The organism is Streptomyces sp. NPDC096339, assembly GCF_044762985.1.
GTDB lineage: Bacteria > Actinomycetota > Actinomycetes > Streptomycetales > Streptomycetaceae > Streptomyces.
Map to the genome: position 1 here is coordinate 62,500 of NZ_JBIWFI010000029.1, position 16,733 is coordinate 79,232.

The window sequence follows — 16,733 nt, forward strand, 5'->3', positions numbered from 1 at the left end:
GGTCCCGGGCCGCGCCGCCTTCAGCCCCTCCCGCGTTCGAGGAGCGGGTCCGGGCGGAGCCCCCGGGCCGTTGCCGGACGGGGCGCGCGGTCAACCCCCGGCCCGCCGCGAGGCGTCAGGCGTCCGGCGCCTCCACACCGCAGTACCCGGCGAACGCCGCGAGCACGTCGTCCTCCGCGAGGCGCCCGTCGCCGTCCGGGTCCAGGGCGGCAGCCACCTGGGCGGCCAGGTCGGGCGCGGTGCCCAGCACGCGCAGCACTCGGGCGGCCGTGGCCGGCGTGGCGCCGGCGCCGTCCTCGTCCGCCACCGCGATCACCGCACGCAGGAACGGCCGCGCGATCTCCGCGAACCGCTGCGGGTTGTCCCGCAGCCGCTTCGCCGCGCCGGTGATGAACTCCTCGCGGGACACCCGCTGGTCCCCGTCGACGTCGGCGATCCCGGCCATTCCCTGCCAGAACGCCTCGGCGCCCGCGAAGACGGCCTGGCCCTTGTCCGACCGGGCGGTGGTACCGAATTCGGCCAGGACGGCCTTCGCGGCGGTGCTGAAGTCCTCCCGGTCGATATAGCCGGACCCATCCTGGTCGAAGGTGGCGAATCGGGCGGCGATCTTGCGCTCGTATTCTGCGCTGTCCATATTCGGCGTTCCGCCTTCACGTGTGCGGTGGGGTACAGATCAAGACAGGACAGGAGCGTAAGGCCTATGTGGCCTGCGCGTTAAGCGAAGCGGTCAAGCAGGTGGCCGCATCGAACCCGCGCACGGGGAGCGCGGTGGGGCGCGTACATCTGTGCCATGTGCCGCCGTCCGCGACGTCGTCCGCGACGCCGTCCGAGATGTCGGCGGCAACACCGTTCGCACCACTTCTCACACGCGTGCACACGGGTTTCCCCCACGATCACAACCGGCCACGGCCGTATCACGGAGGGCATCCTTCCAGGGCGGGCTTCTCCCAAAACGGGCGCGGGACGCTCCGTGCCCACTACATTCGATGAGTCGACACACGGCCCACGGCTGGGGGCACTTATGGCGAAGGACGTACCACCGCGCTGGGACCGCCGCATGCAGCAACGCCTCGCACGCGGCGAGGCGGCCGCGCTCGGTGAGCTCTACGACCGTTTCGCCTCCCTCGTGCACAGCCTCGCCCACCGGGTGCTGGGCGACGAGAAGGCGGCGGACCGGATCACCCGCGAGGTGTTCGGCTACATCTGGGAGAACCCGGACGCCTACGACCCCAAACAGGGCTCCATGCGTTCCTGGGTCGCCCGGATCACCCAGGGGCAGGCCGTGGCCCGGCTGCGCCAGGCCGAACTGGGCCGGGGATCGCGCGAGGAGCTGGAGCAGAAGGTGCGCAGCGCCAACGCCGCCGCCCGCGCGGACTACATCGTGACCTCCATGCCCGCACCGCTGCGCGCCGCGCTCGAACTCGCCTACTTCAAGCGGCGCGACTACCGGCAGGCCGCCGCCGACCTCCAGATCAGCGAGGACGAGGCACGCCGCCGGCTGCGGCTCGGCCTCCAGTTGCTGTCGACCGCCAACGCCCTCCCGCAGGAGGACACGGCCCGGCCGCCCGGATACGGCCCGAGCGAATATGGAACGTCCCGATGAACGGCCCCGCCGAATCGCCCGACGACGGATACGAGGGATACGACGGCCATGACGGCCGTGGTGGTGGCGACGGCCACGGCTCAGCCCCCGGATCCCGGCCCCGCCCCGGCGGCGGTTCGCGCATACCGGGTCCCCGTGGAGCCGCCGACGACCTCGACCCGCGACACGCCCCCGAGCCCCTGCCGCAGCCGCCGCCCTCGCACGCCGTCCTGAAGTCCCTGCTCGGCGCCTGGGCGCTGGCCGCGTGCTCCTCCGAGGAGACCCAGGCCGTCGAGGACCACCTCACCGAGTGCGCGGACGAGGCGCTGCGGCTGCGCGACGCCGTCGGGCTGCTGCACCCGGAGGAGAGCCTCGACCTCAAGCCGCTGCTGCGTTCGCGGGTGTTGGAGGACTGCCTGGGCAAGCGGCCGGCCCGCATCCCGGTGCCGGTGTGGGCGAGCCCGTACGACACCGAGACCGCGCGGCTCGACGCACTGCTCCAGGACTTCGGGGACTCGGAATGGCACACCCCGGTACGCCTGAAGTGGTTCGAGGAAGAGCGCCGGCGCACGCGCCGCACCACGGTCGCCGGAGTCATCGGACACCTGCTGACGGACGACGGCCTGGTGGCCGGTGCCCTCGGCCTGGACGATCCGCTCGGCCCCGACGCACCGAAGGGCGACCCGGCAGCCCGCACGGAGCACTTCTGGAACGCGTCGTCGTACCCGACGACGCGGCAGGTCCGCGAGCCGTGGCGGGACCAGGGGCACACGCTGGTGCGCACCGTGTCCTTCGCCGGGAGGGGCGTGGCGGAACTGTCCGTGGACTACGGCCCCTTCGCGCTGCCCCTCGGGGACGCGTTCCTGGAGCGGGCCTTCGAGTGCTGGGTGCACGCGTGGGACATCGCGGAGGCGGTGGACTACCCGTACGAGCCGCCGTCCGGCCCCCACCTGCACCGCATGATCGACCTGGCGGCGCGCCTGCTCCCGGCCGCCCTGGCCCAGCGCCGCCGCGCGGGCCTGGCCGCTCCGGCACGGAGCCTCGTCGCGGCGGGCGCGCCGGGCCGGACGCTCCACCTGGAGATCGAGGGCGCGGGCGGAGGCGGCTGGGACATCGCCCTGGACTCACCGGGCGCGAAGCCGTCGGCGGAGCGCACGGTGGCGGAGATCGCCCTGGACGGCATGGAGTTCTGCCAGCTGGCCGCGGGCCACATCTCCCCGGAGGAGGCGGCGGTGGGCCAGCACGGCGACCGCGAGGCCATCAGGGACGTCCTCTTCGCGGCGGCGTCGCTCAGCCGGCTGTAGGGGGTACGGGTTCACGCGCGGGCGGGACTTCTCCCCCCTCGCGCCGCCCCTGCGGGTCGGCGGCTGCCCACCCGCCTCCGGGTGCGGGTGGGTGTGGGTGCAGTGCCTCGCTGTTCCGGGGCCTGAACGGTTCGGGGTGCTGGGGCGGGGAGCCCCGGAGGGGCGGAGGATGAACAGCCGGTCGGGACCTCGGTTTGGCGGTGCCCCGGTCGGTCGGAGGTGGAAAGGATTGGGGGTTTCCCGTCAGTCCCATCGTCCTTCCGCGTCGGGCCGGCCTGTCAAGGGCGCTCCTCCTTCGTCGTCGCGTCGCTGCGCGACGGCCTTCGGCCGCCCTTGACAGACCGTCCCGCCACGGAAAGACAAGGACTGCCGGGAACCCCCCAAAGGAACGGGCCGGGCCAGAGATTCCAAGACGGGCCCACCGGAATGCCCGACCCAGTCGAGGACTCACCCCTCCTCGGCCCCTCCAGACCACCGGCCAGGCCGGGCAGACGGCCACACCCCCCGAAACCCCCACCACAAGCCCCTCGGCGGCAGGAAGGGCGCGTCAAATCGCTACGCGCTCTCTCCGACGGCGTCTGCGACCTGTCTGGGGCTGGTCACGCCCCAGATCGCTACGCGCTCCTCACGTCTCGGCGTCCAACGGCCGCCTTGGGCTGGACATAAGCCGCCCAAGCCCTCGAATCCTCTTCCATGACGGCGTCCGGCGGCTGTGTTCGGGTCACAGCGAGTATCAGCCCCGGACGGGGGGCCAGTCGCGGTCGTCGAGAAGCGCGTAGCGATCGTTGGCGGCTTATGACCAGCCCGAAGAGACCGTGGGCGCCGTCGGGGAGGAGCGCGTAGCGATCTGGGGCGTGACCAGCCGCAGGCGGTGGTCAGACGCCGAGACGTGAGGAGCGCGTAGCGATTTGTGGCGCCCTTCCTGCCGCTCAGGCTCTTGTGGTGGGGGTTTCGGGGAGGGTGGCCGCCTGCGCGGCCCGGAGGGCGAGGTGGGCGGCCCGAGGTGAGGCCTGCTGTCCCGGAGCCTGGTCGGGCATTGCTGTGGGCCCGTGTTGGAATCTCTGGCCCGGCCCGTTCCTTTGGGGGTTTCCCGGCAGTCCTTGTCTTTCCGTGGCGGGACGGTCTGTCAAGGGCGGCCGAAGGCCGTCGCGCAGCGACGCGACCGGAGGGAGCGCCCTTGACAGGCCGGCCCGACGCGGAAGGACGATGGGACTGACGGGAAACCCCCAATCCTTTCCACCTCCGACCAACCGGGGCACCGCCAAACCCAGGTCCCGACCCGCTGTTCATCCTCCGCGCCTCCGGGGCTCCCCGCCCCCGCACCCCGCACGGTCCAGGCCCCGCGCCGCGAGGTGCCGCACCCTCACCGGCCCGCACCCGGAGGCGGGTGGGCAGCCGCCGACCCGCAGGGGCGGCCCGAGGGGGGAGAAGTCCCGCCCGCGCGTGAACCCGTACCCCCACCCCCCGCCCTCAGGCGTACCGCTCCCGGAGTTGGTACTTCAGGACCTTGCGCAAGGCGTCGTTGCGGGGGAGGGAGTCCAGGAGTTCCAGTTGTTCGGGGAGTTTGTGTGGGGACAGGCCCTGGGCGCGGAGGTAGGACGTGAGCTGGGGGAGGGTCAGGGGGGTGGCGCCCGGGGGTTGTTCGACGACCGCGCAGACGCGTTCGCCGCGGGTGGGGTCGGGGAGGCCGATGACCGCTACGTCCGCCACCGCCGGGAGCTGGTGGAGGAGGTCCTCGATCTCCTTCGCCGAGATGTTCTCGCCCTTGCGGATGATGACGTCCTTGCTGCGGCCCGTGAGGACCAGGTAGCCGTCCGGGGTGAGGTGGCCGAGGTCGCCCGTGATCAGGTAGCCGTCCCGGTCGAAGACCTCCGCTGACTGGTCGGTGTTCAGGTAGCCCTGGCAGACCGCTTCGCCGCGCAGGCGGACCTCCCCGTCCGTGTTCGGGGGGAGCGGGGTGCCGTCGGGGGTGGTGATGCGGATCGACATGCCCTCCGGGGGGCGGCCCTCGGTGGTGGCGAGGTTTTCGGGGGTGTCGTCCGGGGCGCCCATGGTGATCATCGGGACTTCGGTCATGCCGTAGCCGTGGGTGAGTTGGCAGCCGAGCTCGCGTACGACGGCGTGGTAGATCTCCGGCGGTTTGGGGGCGCCGCCGCCCGCGAGGAGGCGGAGGGTGGGGATGAGCGGGGTGGTGGGGTCCTTGCGCTGCTCGGTGAGGAACATCGAGTAGAAGGCGGTGGAGCCGCCGGCGACGGTGACGCCGTGGCGGCGGTAGCCGTCCAGGGCGTCCGGCATCGCGAACTTCTCGAAGAGGACTGCCGGGAAGCCGTAGAGGAGGAGCATCACGGTGTAGTCGGGTCCGGCTATGTGCGCGAAGGGGAAGGCCATCGAGCCCACGTCCGACGGGGTCAGGTGCAGGGCGTGCGCGAGGCAGGAGCCGCCGGCGATCAGGGAGCGGTCGGTGTGCAGCACGCCCTTGGGGTCGGAGGTGGTGCCGGAGGTCCAGTAGATCCACCGGACGTCGGTGCCGGAGACGGGCGGCGGGGGGAGCAGGTCCGGGTCGCCGTCCGGGAGGGTCTCGTACGCCTCGAAGACGCCGCGCGCGCCGAGCCGGGAGGCCATCGCGGTGTGGTCGTACCCCCGCCAGGTGCCGGGGACGGCGAAGTACTCGGCCTTGGACTCGCGCAGCGCGAAGCCGACCTCCCGGTCGCGGTAGAAGGGGATGACGGGGGACTGGACGGCGCCGATGCGGGCGAGGGCGATCGAGAGGAGCACCGTCTCGATACGGGTGGGCAGCTGCCAGGCGACGACGGTGCCCCGGCGTACGCCCATGTCGTAGAGGCCGGCGGCGACGCGTTCGGCGCGGTCGCGGAGCTCGCCGAAGGTCAGCGTGCGGTCGGCGGCGGGGTCCTCGGCGGCCTCGATGAGGGCGGTGGTGCGGGGGCTGAGCGCTGCCCGGCGGGCGACGAGCTCCCAGAGGGTGGCGCTGCGGCTCAGTTCCGTCGCGGTGGCCGTGTCCCCCGTGCTTCCGGTGTCGGCGGCTGTCCCCGTCGTCCCCGTCGTCCCCGTCGTCCCTGTCGTCCCTGTCGTCCCTCTCGTCCCTGTCCTCCCCGTCGTCTCCGTCGTCTCCGGCATCCCAGACCTCCCCATAGCTGACGGATAGTCAGATCAAGCGCAGAGCGTAGAGCGCTGACGCTTGTCGGTCCAGGGGTGGCGGGGCTAGCTTGTTTCTGACGATCCATCAGATTGATGGGATGCGTGTACGGGAATGGGGAGACGGCCAATGGGACTGGAACTGCCTCGGATCATCAGCGTCGACGACCACGTGATCGAACCCGCCCACCTCTTCGACGTCTGGCTGCCGGCCAAGTACCGCGACCGAGGCCCCAAGGCACTCACCGCCGGCATCGGCGAGCTGGAGTACACCGGCGGCAAGTACGTGATCACCATGGACCCCGACGGCCCGCCGACCGACTGGTGGATCTACGAGGACCTGAAGTTCCCGTACAAGCGCAACATCGCCGCCGTCGGCTTCGACCGCGACGACATGACGCTGGAGGGCATCACCCGCGAGGAGATGCGGCGCGGCTGCTGGGACCCCAAGGCCCGGCTCGCCGACATGGACCTCAACCACGTGGAGGCCTCCCTGTGCTTCCCGACCTTCCCGCGCTTCTGCGGGCAGACCTTCGCGGAGGCGCAGGACAAAGAGGTGGCACTCGCGTGTGTCCGCGCGTACAACGACTGGATGGTCGAGGAGTGGTGCGGTGACAGCGGCGGCCGGCTGATCCCGCTCTGCATCATCCCGCTCTGGGACATCGACCTCGCGGTCGCGGAGATCCGGCGCAACGCAGCCCGCGGCGTGCGAGCGGTGACCTTCTCCGAGATCCCGACGTACCTCGGACTGCCGTCCATCCACTCCGGCTACTGGGACCCCTTCTTCGCCGTCTGCCAGGAGACCGGCACGGTGATCAACATGCACATCGGGTCCAGCTCCCAGATGCCCGCCGCCTCCCCGGACGCGCCGCCCGCCGTGCAGGCCTCGCTCAGCTTCAACAACGCCATGGCCTCGATGATGGACTTCCTCTTCAGCGGGGTGCTGGTGAAGTTCCCGACGCTGAAGCTGGCGTACAGCGAGGGCCAGATGGGCTGGATCCCGTACGCCCTGGAGCGCGCGGACGACGTCTGGCAGGAGCACCGGGCGTGGGGCGGGGTGCGCGACCTCATCCCCGAGCCGCCGTCCACGTACTACTACCGGCAGATGTTCTGCTGCTTCTTCCGCGACAAGCACGGCATCGCCTCGCTGGACGTGGTGGGCCGCGACAACGCCACCTTCGAGACCGACTACCCGCACGTGGACTCGACCTTCCCGCACACCAAGGACGTCGCCCTCGACCACGTGAAGGGGCTGGACGACGAGACGGTCTACAAGCTGATGCGCGGCAACGCCATCCGCATGCTCGGCCTCGACCTCGACCGCGACAGGGTCCGTTGATGGACCTGACCTACACGGAGGAGGAGCGGGAGTTCCGGGCGCGGCTGCGCGAGTGGCTCGCCAAGGTGCTGCCCGAGCTGCCCGCCAAGCCGTCCCCCGACGACTGGCCGGGCCGGCGGGCGTACGACATGGGCTGGCAGCGCAGGCTGTACGAGGCCGGGTACGCGGGACTGCACTGGCCGGTGGACGCGGGCGGCCGCGGGGCCACCCCGACGCAGCACCTGATCTACCTGGAGGAGACCGAGCGTGCGGGAGCCCCCTACGTCGGCGCGAACTTCGTCGGGTTGCTGCACGCCGGCCCGACCATCGCCGCCGAGGGCACGGCGGAGCAGCGGGCGCGCTGGCTGCCGCCCGTGCTGCGCGGCGACGAGGTGTGGTGCCAGGGCTTCAGCGAGCCGGAGGCGGGCTCCGACCTGGCCTCGCTGCGCACGCGCGCGGTCCGCGACGGCGACGAGTACGTGATCACCGGGTCGAAGATCTGGACCTCGCACGCGGAGGTCGCCGACTGGTGCGAGCTGCTGGTGCGGACCGATCCGGCGGCGCCCAAGCACCGGGGGATCTCCTGGCTCGCCATGCCGATGGACGCGCCGGGGGTGACGGTGCGGCCGCTGCGCACGCTCGCCGGGTCGACGGAGTTCGCGGAGGTGTTCCTCGACGAGGTACGGGTCCCGGTCGCGAACCGCGTCGGCGCGGAGAACGACGGCTGGCGGGTCACGATGGTGACGCTGTCCTTCGAGCGGGGCACGGCTTTCGTGGGCGAGGTCGTCGCCTGCCGCCGGACGCTCGGTGAGCTGGCCCGCACGGCAAGGGCGAACGGCCGCTGGGACGATCCGGTGCTGCGGCGCAGGCTGGGGCGGCTGTACGGGGAGTTCGGCGCGCTGTGGCGGCTCACGCAGTGGAACGTGAGCGAGGCGCAGCGGGCCGGCGGGGTCCCCGGGATCGGCGGCTCGGTCTTCAAGCTGGCCTACTCGCACGCGCGGCAGGAGCTGTACGAGGTGGCGGCGGAGGTGCTGGGGGCGTCGTCCCTGGTGCTGGAGGAGGAATGGACCCTGGACCGGCTCTCCTCCCTCTCCTACACGATCGCGGCCGGCACCTCGCAGATCCAGCAGAACATCGTCGCCGAGCGGATCCTCGGCCTCCCGAAGGGCCGGTGAGGGGCATGGACTTCCAGCCGACGGAGGAGCAGGAGGACCTGCGGGCGGGTGTACGCGACCTGCTGGAGGGCCGGTACGGGCGCGAGGCGCTGCGGGCGTCGGTCGATTCGGGCGCCCCTGTCATCGACCGTGCCCTGTGGCGGGAGCTGGGCGAGGCGGGCTTCTTCGCGTTGCGCCTGCCGGAGTCCGAGGGGGGTGTCGGCCTCGGGCTCGCGGAGGCGGTGCTGGTCTTCGAGGAGGCCGGGCGGGTCCTGCTGCCGGGGCCGCTGGTGGCCACGCACCTGGCCGCCGGGGTGGTCCCGGGGGCGGCCGAGGGGACGGCGGTGGTGACGGCCTGCGACCTGGGCGGGGGGCTGGTGGCGTACGCGGGGGAGGCGGATGCGGTGCTGGGGGCGCCGGGGTTGCCCGGTGGCTCCCCCGTCCGCTCGGCGGACCCGCTGACACCGCTGCACCGGGTCCCCTCGTACGAGGACGCGGACGTGGACGTGTCGTCGTACCGCTCCGAGGGGGCGCTGCTCACGGCGGCGCTCCAGGTCGGCAGCGCGCTGCGGACGGTGGAGCTGGCGGTGCGGTACGCGGGGGAGCGCGAGCAGTTCGGGCAGCCGATCGGGGCGTTCCAGGCGGTGAAGCACCTGTGCGCGCAGATGCTGGTACGGGCGGAGGTGGCCCGTACGGCGGTCTACGCGGCGGCGGTGACGGCCGACGACGGTGAGATCGCGGCGGCGAAGCTGCTGGCGGACGAGGCGGCGGTGCGGGGCGCCCGGGACTGCCTTCAGGTGCACGGCGGCATGGGCTTCACGTGGGAGGCGGACGTGCACCTGCACCTGAAGCGGGCGTGGGTGCGGGCGGAGCAGTGGCGGACGGCGGGGGAGGCGGAGGAGCTGCTGGCGGCAGAACTGCTGGTGTCCGCTTCTTCGTAGCGCGCTGTCACGGAAGGCACGGGTGGGACGGCGGGGGACGCATGTCCGATTACAGAGAGTTGATATCGGTTTGTGTCCTTCGCCCGCCCGCTAACAGCCCGGAGTCACGGGCCCGCCACGGTACGCTCCCACGATGCGAGCGGTTGAGCGGCGCGGGCGCCGCACAGTATGCACCACACCCACTCCATCGCGGGGGAATATGCCCGAAGCGCTTGTTGTGGTGACTGTATGTCAACCATGCTGCTCGGCAAGGGGATCACGCTGGGTGATCCCGTCCTGTCGCGAGGCGAAGTGTCCGCCGGTTCGGATGGTGTGAGCGGTGCAGGTGCTTCAGGTTCAGCTGGAGGTAGGACCGGACCCCGCCGAGGTCGGCCGGGCCCGCCGGTGGGCGCGCTCGCGACTGGCGGGTTCGGGCATAGGGGACGACGAGCCGCTCGCCGAGACGCTGATCCTGCTGATCTCCGAGCTGGTCACGAACGCCGTGGTGCACACGGGCTGTCCGGCCGTGCTGCGGATGCTGTTCCGGGGGCCGGGCGTACGGGTCGAGGTCGCGGACGCGAGCGACCGCGCGCCGGACCGCCGGCAGGCCGCGGGGGACGACACCAACGGCCGGGGCCTGGAGCTGGTGGACGGCCTGGCGGACCGTTGGGGCTGGCAGCGCGAGGGTGCGGGCAAGCGGATCTGGTGCGAGGTCGACCGGGCGGAGAAGGCGGCTTCGGACGGGGCCACGATCAGCCCGTCGAAAATTCACCCCTCCGGTCGGGAACCGCACGTGTACCTCTAACGAGATATTGACGATCCGTCACATCTTGATCACCCTGGTGTGGAGCGATTCGACGCGAGGGGACGCCAAGGGCCTGCCTTGACGAGTGCGGGTCGCGGGGTGGCGGCCGCGGTGCCGCGCTCGGGGCGTCATGCGCGCCGCCGCCACCCGCAGTGGCTCCACGCCGACTCCTGCCTGCCGGTACCAGTCGCCGTCGCCCCCCGGTGAGGCGAAGGCCGACGCGGACTCGCCCGATGACACACGCCAAGTAGGACAGCTCCTGGCCTAGTCGGTGGCTAGAGTCGGGCTCGGCCGTGGTGAGGGTGCGCGGCGGGGATCCGGGTGTCGTGGCGGCGAAGGAGTGGGCGGAAATGTTGCGAGGGCTTACCACGGTCAGTTTCTGGGCCGACGATCTGGACGCGGCGAAGCGCTGGTACTCCGAACTGCTCGGCGCCGAGCCCTACTTCGAGCGGCCCGGGTACGCCGAGTTCCGGCTGGGGGACTACCAGCACGAGCTGGGGCTGATCGACCGGCGGTACGCGCCCCAGGGTGCGGCGGGCGGGGTCGGTGGGGCCGTCGTGTACTGGCACGTGGACGAGGTGGGGGCCGTCTTCGAGAGGCTGTTGGCGATGGGGGCGAAGGAGTACGAGGGGCCTGTGGAGCGCGGGCCGGGTTTCGTCACGGCCTCCGTGGTCGATCCCTTTGGGAACGTGCTCGGGATCATGTACAACGCGCACTACCTGGAAGTGCTCGGTGAGACGGGGGCGGCGGACGCGTGAGGGGCCCCGTGGGCGATCAGGAGGATGGCTTCCGGCTTGAGAAGGGGGCGACGGGGTTCTGGCACGTGGGCGAAGCCCCGCTCGCCGTGATCGAGGTCGGGCGGTGCCGGGCCGCCTGGTACGCGGCTGCTCTCGCCGCGAACGGGCAGCCCGGGGATTTCGCGGAGCAGGCGTACCCGTACAACTTCCACAGCGCCGTGATCGTCGATGGGGACGGCCGGCAGCAGGTGGTGCTCTTCCATGCCCATCAGCCGCTGGTCGCCTTCGTCGCGGAACGGCGGTACGGCTACACCGACGAGTTCCTGGAGCCGCCGGGCTGGGGGGTGGCCGCGCTCGGGGACGCCGGGTTCGCGGTGCCGAGCACGGCGCAGCTGCTGTCGGCGGTCGGGGAGTGGGACACCTCCGTGCTGTCGCCCTCCGAGGTGAAGCAGATCGCGTACTGGGAGCCTCCGACCCTGGGCGCCTTGCTCTTCAACGCCTGGGACTGACCGAGAATGGCGCGCATGGAGCTCTTCGAGGACGCCGTGGCCGTTCTGGCTGCCGAGTATCCGGGTGACGAGCGGGGACGCATGCTGCGCTCGCTCGGGGTGAAGACCGGCGGGAAGTTCTACGCCTTCGCCACCGAAGTGGACGTCGTGGTGAAGCTGTCCGCCGGGCGGGTCGCCGAGCTCGTGGCGGCGGGGGTCGGTGTGCCGTGCGAGACGCGGCCCGGGCATCCGATGAGGGAGTGGGTCCGGCTCGTACCGGCCGATGTGGACGAGTGTCTGGACCATCTGCGGGAGGCCCGGGCGTTCGTGGCGGAGTCGGCCGCGTCGTGACCCCGGCCGCCGCCGGCCGCGATCAGCCGCGGCGGGCGGCGGGCCTCAGTCGGCGGCGGGGGTGGGGGCGGGCGCCAGGCTGATGCGGCGGCGTTCCCGGTCGATGTCGACGAGCGCGACGGTGATTTCGTCCCCGATCCGTGGCGCCGGGGGGTCCGGGTCGGGGGCGGCGGTCGCGGCCGGGGTGTGGATCAGGCCCTCCACGCCCGGTGCCAGGCGGACGAACAGGCCGAAGGGCGCGGACCTGGTGACGGTGCCCGGGAGGGTGTCGCCGTCCCGGTGGGTTTCCGTGAACGCCTGCCAGGGGTCGGGCCGGAGAGCCTTGAGGGAGAGGGACACCCGCTCCGAGGCGAAGTCGACGTGGAGGACCTGGGCCCGGATCTCCCGGCCTATCGGGACGACCTCGTCCACCGACTCGAAGTACTCCCAGGACATCTCGGGAACGCGCAGGAATCCGAGCGCCCAGCCCTCGGGGTGGTCGAGGTCCACGTGTACTCCGACATCGTCCAGGCCGCTCGCCACCACGCCGGTGACCACGTCCCCGACGCGCAGCGAGGCCAGCAGGGCCCGCCGTTCGTCGCCCGGGGTGGGGTTGGTGCGCCGGCGGGCCCGTACGACGCCGTCCGCGTCCGGCAGCACTCCGGCGAGCAGCGGGGGGTGGTCGGCCGACCGGAGGGGGACGAGCCCGGCGCGCCGTCCGGGGGCGTCGATGATGGTCGGGTAGGTGGTGTCGGTGCGGCCCATCCAGGGTTCGGCGATGCGTGCGGGGCGGATGGACCCGTCGGGCTCCTGCTGGACGAGCAGTACGAGGTGCTCGGTGTTGCGCAGGGTGGTGCGGACGGCGTCGATGTCCTCGGTGAGGTCCGGCCAGACCGCGACATGGGCTCGGGGGGCCAGTCGGGTGCGCACCGCGGTGATGTGGGAGGTCTCGGTCAGGCGGTGCCAGCGGCGGGCGTTGGCCACGTGCTGTTCTTCCAGCAGGACTCCGCCGCGCTCGGCGACCAGTGCGTACAGACGGGTCCAGAAGGTGGCGTCGGCGGGTGGCGCGGGCTGTGCGTCGGACTCGTCGAGGGCCGGATCGTAGGGGGAGTGGTCCACCTGTACGACGGTCAGGCCGAGCCGGCGGGCCCGGGCGGCGGCCTCCTCCTGGGGGTGGCTGCCGCCGATGTGGATGTCGTCGTGCCGGCCGACGTGGAGGAAGAACCCGTCCTCGGTGTGCAGCCGGCACCAGGCGCCCTCGCGCAGCACCATGGCCCGCAGCAGTCCCAGTCCGGTGGCCAGGGGGACGCGCGCACCGTCGTGGTAGCCGGACAGGTCCGGCGGGAAGAGCCCGGTCAGGCCGTGGCCCTGCCACCCTCGTCTGTCGGAGTGGGAGAAGAAGCCCTCCGACATGGGGTTGTCGATCAGGAGGCGGTCGGCGCCGGCGGCCAGGGCGAAGCCGGTCGCCGCCCCGACGCACGCGGCCGCCACCTGTTCCCGCGAGGCGTAGGGGATGCTCGTGCCGCCGTACGGCCCCGCCACGTGTGCGGCGGGGTCGTACGGGGTGACGCGGTGGACGAAGGGCGTCATGGCGGTGGGCGGGATGGCCTAGCCCTCCGCGCAGATCACGTCGTACGGGCGGCCGACCGCCATCGTGAGCTGCATGGGTTCGGTGGTGCCCGACGGGCATTCGCTCTTCGTCTTGACGAGGCCGAGGACCTTGTACGTGCCCTTGGGGGATCCCGCGCACGGGACTTCCTGGGCCTGGTCGGTCACGCAGTCGCCCTTCACCAGCTGGCCGCCTCCGGCGCCCGCGTCGCCCGGGTGGTCGCCGGAGAGGTTGCGGCCGCAGACGGTGTTGGTCGGGATGCCGCCGCTCTTGCCGCCGTTGTAGGAGATGCTCACCTCGATCATCAGGTCGGTGCCGGCCGGGCACTGGATCGCGCCGGGGAGGATGCTGGCTTCCTTGATGTCGATGGCCTTGAAGGTGGCGCCTGAGGCACTGCACTTCTGGGGCCGGTAGCCGTCGGGCTTGTTGGCCGGGTCCGGGCCGCCGCAGTCGCCGACCTTCCAGGAGCTGGAGGTGTCGGAGGAGGACTCCGGGTTGCCGGGGTCGGAGGTCTTGGTGGAGGGGGAGCCCGGGGTGGAGGCCGACGACGAGGGCTTGTTGTCGTTCTTGGTGTCGTCCGCGAGCAGCACTCGGGAGGCGCCGTAGATGGCGGCGATGACCACGAAGACGATCACGAGGATGGTGGCCGTGTTGTTCGAGCGGCGTGGCGGGGGCGGGGGCGGGGGTACCTGATACGGGTTTGCCATGGCTCCTCCTGGGGACGGCGGTGGGGTCCGGGGGCGTGACGCGCGACCGGTGACGCGTCATGGACACCTCATGGTTCCAGGGGGGTGTGCCCGTCTGGTCGTTGGCTCCTGAACGCAGTGCGCGCCGGCCCGGGCGCATCGGGCGGATGCACCCGGAATCGGTCCTACTCCCGCTGGTTCCGGCCGCTTCCGTGCGCCGGTTCTGGTCGCCGCGCCGGCCGCGTGGATACGTTCGGCAGCCTGCCGCCACACCGTGGGCGCACGGCCCGTAGGGACTAGCGGCAGTAGAGGTGGACGTTGTTCGAGCGGATCGCGATCAAGGCCGTGACAGCGGGAACGGCGGCCGTACTGGCACTGGTGGCCGCCGGGTGCGGGTCGGCGCAGGATGTGGGCGGGGTGGGGGAAGGGGGCGCGCCGCAGACCCCGGCGGCCGCGACCCCGGCGGCCGCGACCCCGGCCGCCGGCGCGTCGGAGGCCGCGCCGGCCCCCGTCGCCGGCGGGCCGGACACCGAGTCGGTCACCTGTTACAAGGCCGACGGTTCGGCGGCCGGCGTCGCCAAGTTGGACCGGGCGCAGCCCGGTGTCCGGCTCACCGACGCCGAGAAGCAGTCGCTGTGCGCGCGCAACGGGTGGAGCGCCACCCGCTGATCCTCGGAGGGCGGAAGGGGTCAGAGGATCGCCACCGGGGCGACCGGGGTTCCGACCGCGCCGACGAAGGGTTCCGGCATCGCCGAGAGGAGGAACGCGTACCGGCTTTCTTCTGCACAGGCTGTGGACAACTTTTCGAGGTTCCAGTTCTGGCCCTGGTGCATGCCCATCTCCACGAGGTCGAGGGCGTGCACCGGGAGCCAGAGGTTCTCGATCTCCGGCGGGAAGATCTCGAAGGTGAGGGTGTCGTTGGCGACCGCCGCGACGTCCCGGGCGTGGAACCACTCCGGGGTGCGTACGGACAGGCCGGGTGACGGGAAGCCGTACCCGTGCTTGTCGCCCGCCAGGTAGACCTGGATCTGGCCGGTGCGGACCAGGACGATGTCGCCCGCGCGGACCGTGACCCCGCCGAACTCCTCCGCCTCGGCCAGGTCTTCGGGGGTGATGGCGTGCCCGCCCGGGAGGCGGTCGAGGCCCTTCGCTCGGGCCACGTCGAGCAGGACCCCGCGCGAGACGATGTGGCCGGCCTTGTCGATGCCGCTGAACTCGGCGCGGCCGTGCGCCGTGATCGTGGACGCCGGGCGGCCGTTGTAGATCCGGCCCGAGTGGGAGACGTGGGTCAGGGCGTCCCAGTGGGTGGCCGACTGGAGGCCCATGGTCACGGCGTCGTCGCTGCACGCGACCGTGCCCGGGCCGAAGAGCTCCTGGTTGATCTGCACCATCGTGTGCAGCGGGTTGACCCGGCCGGGGATCATGCCGGCCTGGACCCCGTCCTCCTTGAGGGGCAGGGCGAGCGGTATGCGGCGGCCGCTGCGGATCTCCGCCGCGGCGGCGCGGACCACCTCGTCGGTGATGAGGTTGAGGGTGCCGATCTCGTCTTCGGCCCCCCAGCGGCCCCAGTTGTTGACGCGCTTGGCGATGTCGTGGAACTCGGCGGGCAGGGTCATGGGCGTCGACGGCTCCTTGCGTGAGAAGGCGACTGGGGCTTGTGCTCCGGCGTCGGCGTGCCCATAGAATCTAACGGTCCGTCAGAAAACGTGGGAAGGGGCCGGACGTGGGGAACTTCTTGGCAGGCAAAGTCGTCGCCGTCACCGGCGCCGGCCGGGGCATCGGGCGGGCCGTGGCACTCGCCGCGGCCGCCGAGGGGGCCAAGGTCGTCGTCAACGACTACGGCGTGGGGATCGAGGGCGGCGAGCCGACGAGCGAGATCGCCGAAGGCGTGGTGAAGGAGATCCTCGCCGCGGGCGGCGAGGCCGTCGCCGTCGCGGACGACATCTCCACCATGGCGGGCGGCCAGCGCATCGTCGACACCGCGCTCGCGCAGTACGGACGCATCGACGGGGTCGTGTGCGTCGCCGGCATCCTGCGCGAGCGGATGCTCTTCAACATGTCCGAGGAGGAGTGGGACCCGGTGGTCGCCACCCACCTCAAGGGCACCTTCACCGTGTTCCGCGCCGCCTCCGCCGTGATGCGCAAGCAGGGCACCGGCACGCTCATCGGCTTCACCAGCGGCAACCACCAGGGCTCCGTCGCCCAGGCCAACTACAGCGCCGCCAAGGGCGGGATCATCTCGCTCGTACGCAGCGCCGCCCTCGGACTCGCCAAGTACGGGGTCACCGCCAACGCCGTCGCGCCCGTCGCCCGCACCCGCATGTCGGCCAACGTCCCCATGGAGCTCAAGGAGATCGGCGAGCCCGAGGACGTGGCCGCGCTCGTCACCTACCTGCTCAGCGACCGCGCCAAGGCCGAGGACATCACCGGGCAGGTCTACACGATCGCCGGCCCCAAGATCGCCGTCTGGGCGCAGCCGCGCGAACTGCGCGCCGGGTACGCCGAGGGCACCTGGACCCCGGAGAAGATCGCCGACTTCCTCCCCGGGACCGTCGGCAAGGACCCGATGCCGATGCTGGCCCAGCTGGAGGCCATGGCCAAGGCGGCGGCCGCCAAGGACCGCCCCAACGCCTGACGGGGGGAGCGC

General features: G+C 72.0%; 16 protein-coding genes. 11 read left to right on the forward strand and 5 right to left on the reverse strand.

Annotated elements, in window-relative coordinates; all coding sequences use genetic code 11:
- Positions 1 to 115: 115 nt before the first annotated feature.
- A complete protein-coding gene (locus ACIQ5Y_RS29130; RefSeq protein WP_403886779.1) occupies positions 116 to 634 on the reverse strand; it encodes an EF-hand domain-containing protein in 519 nt (172 codons plus the stop codon).
- Between the two features lie 387 nt (positions 635 to 1,021).
- Here ACIQ5Y_RS29130 and ACIQ5Y_RS29135 point away from each other — a divergent pair, with 387 nt between their 5' ends.
- Positions 1,022 to 1,603 carry a sigma-70 family RNA polymerase sigma factor gene (locus tag ACIQ5Y_RS29135; RefSeq protein ID WP_376662395.1) on the forward strand — a complete coding sequence of 194 codons (582 nt, stop codon included), beginning with the start codon at positions 1,022 to 1,024 and terminating at the stop codon, positions 1,601 to 1,603.
- Positions 1,600 to 2,886, forward strand: a complete 1,287-nt coding sequence (locus ACIQ5Y_RS29140) for a maleylpyruvate isomerase N-terminal domain-containing protein (RefSeq protein WP_403886783.1) — start codon at positions 1,600 to 1,602, stop codon at positions 2,884 to 2,886. The genes ACIQ5Y_RS29135 and ACIQ5Y_RS29140 overlap by 4 nt, the downstream gene beginning before the upstream one ends.
- A gap of 1,470 nt (positions 2,887 to 4,356) precedes the next feature.
- Here the strand turns inward: ACIQ5Y_RS29140 and ACIQ5Y_RS29145 are convergent.
- Complete coding sequence (locus tag ACIQ5Y_RS29145; protein WP_403886786.1) at positions 4,357 to 6,021, reverse strand: class I adenylate-forming enzyme family protein; 1,665 nt, start codon at positions 6,019 to 6,021, stop codon at positions 4,357 to 4,359.
- A gap of 148 nt (positions 6,022 to 6,169) precedes the next feature.
- Here ACIQ5Y_RS29145 and ACIQ5Y_RS29150 point away from each other — a divergent pair, with 148 nt between their 5' ends.
- The 7 genes from ACIQ5Y_RS29150 (at position 6,170) to ACIQ5Y_RS29180 (ending at position 11,812) form a co-directional block, all read left to right on the forward strand.
- On the forward strand, positions 6,170 to 7,378 hold the full coding sequence (locus ACIQ5Y_RS29150; protein ID WP_403886789.1) for an amidohydrolase family protein: 1,209 nt from the start codon (positions 6,170 to 6,172) through the stop codon (positions 7,376 to 7,378).
- Positions 7,378 to 8,532: an acyl-CoA dehydrogenase gene (locus ACIQ5Y_RS29155; RefSeq protein WP_403886792.1), complete on the forward strand. Its 1,155-nt coding sequence runs from the start codon at positions 7,378 to 7,380 to the stop codon at positions 8,530 to 8,532. The genes ACIQ5Y_RS29150 and ACIQ5Y_RS29155 overlap by 1 nt, the downstream gene beginning before the upstream one ends.
- Positions 8,533 to 8,537: 5 nt before the next feature.
- Positions 8,538 to 9,452, forward strand: coding sequence for an acyl-CoA dehydrogenase family protein (locus ACIQ5Y_RS29160; protein ID WP_403886795.1), 915 nt, complete (start codon positions 8,538 to 8,540; stop codon positions 9,450 to 9,452).
- 319 nt (positions 9,453 to 9,771) lie between these two features.
- A complete protein-coding gene (locus tag ACIQ5Y_RS29165; protein WP_403886798.1) occupies positions 9,772 to 10,236 on the forward strand; it encodes an ATP-binding protein in 465 nt (154 codons plus the stop codon).
- Positions 10,237 to 10,586: 350 nt separating this feature from the next.
- Positions 10,587 to 10,994 (forward strand): VOC family protein, encoded by a 408-nt coding sequence (locus tag ACIQ5Y_RS29170; protein WP_403886801.1) that lies wholly within the window; start codon positions 10,587 to 10,589, stop codon positions 10,992 to 10,994.
- Between the two features lie 65 nt (positions 10,995 to 11,059).
- Positions 11,060 to 11,482 carry a hypothetical protein gene (locus ACIQ5Y_RS29175; protein WP_403886804.1) on the forward strand — a complete coding sequence of 141 codons (423 nt, stop codon included), beginning with the start codon at positions 11,060 to 11,062 and terminating at the stop codon, positions 11,480 to 11,482.
- Positions 11,483 to 11,497: 15 nt separating this feature from the next.
- A complete protein-coding gene (locus tag ACIQ5Y_RS29180; RefSeq protein WP_403886807.1) occupies positions 11,498 to 11,812 on the forward strand; it encodes a hypothetical protein in 315 nt (104 codons plus the stop codon).
- 45 nt (positions 11,813 to 11,857) lie between these two features.
- Here the strand turns inward: ACIQ5Y_RS29180 and ACIQ5Y_RS29185 are convergent, their stop codons facing one another.
- A complete protein-coding gene (locus ACIQ5Y_RS29185; RefSeq protein WP_403886810.1) occupies positions 11,858 to 13,381 on the reverse strand; it encodes a S1 RNA-binding domain-containing protein in 1,524 nt (507 codons plus the stop codon).
- Positions 13,382 to 13,399: 18 nt separating this feature from the next.
- Positions 13,400 to 14,107, reverse strand: coding sequence for a hypothetical protein (locus tag ACIQ5Y_RS29190; RefSeq protein WP_403886812.1), 708 nt, complete (start codon positions 14,105 to 14,107; stop codon positions 13,400 to 13,402).
- 297 nt (positions 14,108 to 14,404) lie between these two features.
- Here ACIQ5Y_RS29190 and ACIQ5Y_RS29195 point away from each other — a divergent pair, with 297 nt between their 5' ends.
- The gene (locus ACIQ5Y_RS29195) at positions 14,405 to 14,755 is read left to right on the forward strand and encodes a hypothetical protein (RefSeq protein WP_403886815.1); all 351 of its coding nucleotides are present in this window, start codon (positions 14,405 to 14,407) and stop codon (positions 14,753 to 14,755) included.
- A gap of 20 nt (positions 14,756 to 14,775) precedes the next feature.
- Here the strand turns inward: ACIQ5Y_RS29195 and ACIQ5Y_RS29200 are convergent, their stop codons facing one another.
- A complete protein-coding gene (locus tag ACIQ5Y_RS29200) occupies positions 14,776 to 15,702 on the reverse strand; it encodes a cyclase family protein (RefSeq protein WP_403886818.1) in 927 nt (308 codons plus the stop codon).
- A 107-nt stretch (positions 15,703 to 15,809) separates the two neighbouring features.
- Between ACIQ5Y_RS29200 and ACIQ5Y_RS29205 the strand changes: the two genes are divergently transcribed.
- Positions 15,810 to 16,721 (forward strand): SDR family oxidoreductase, encoded by a 912-nt coding sequence (locus ACIQ5Y_RS29205; protein WP_403886821.1) that lies wholly within the window; start codon positions 15,810 to 15,812, stop codon positions 16,719 to 16,721.
- The last annotated feature ends 12 nt before the right edge of the window (positions 16,722 to 16,733 follow it).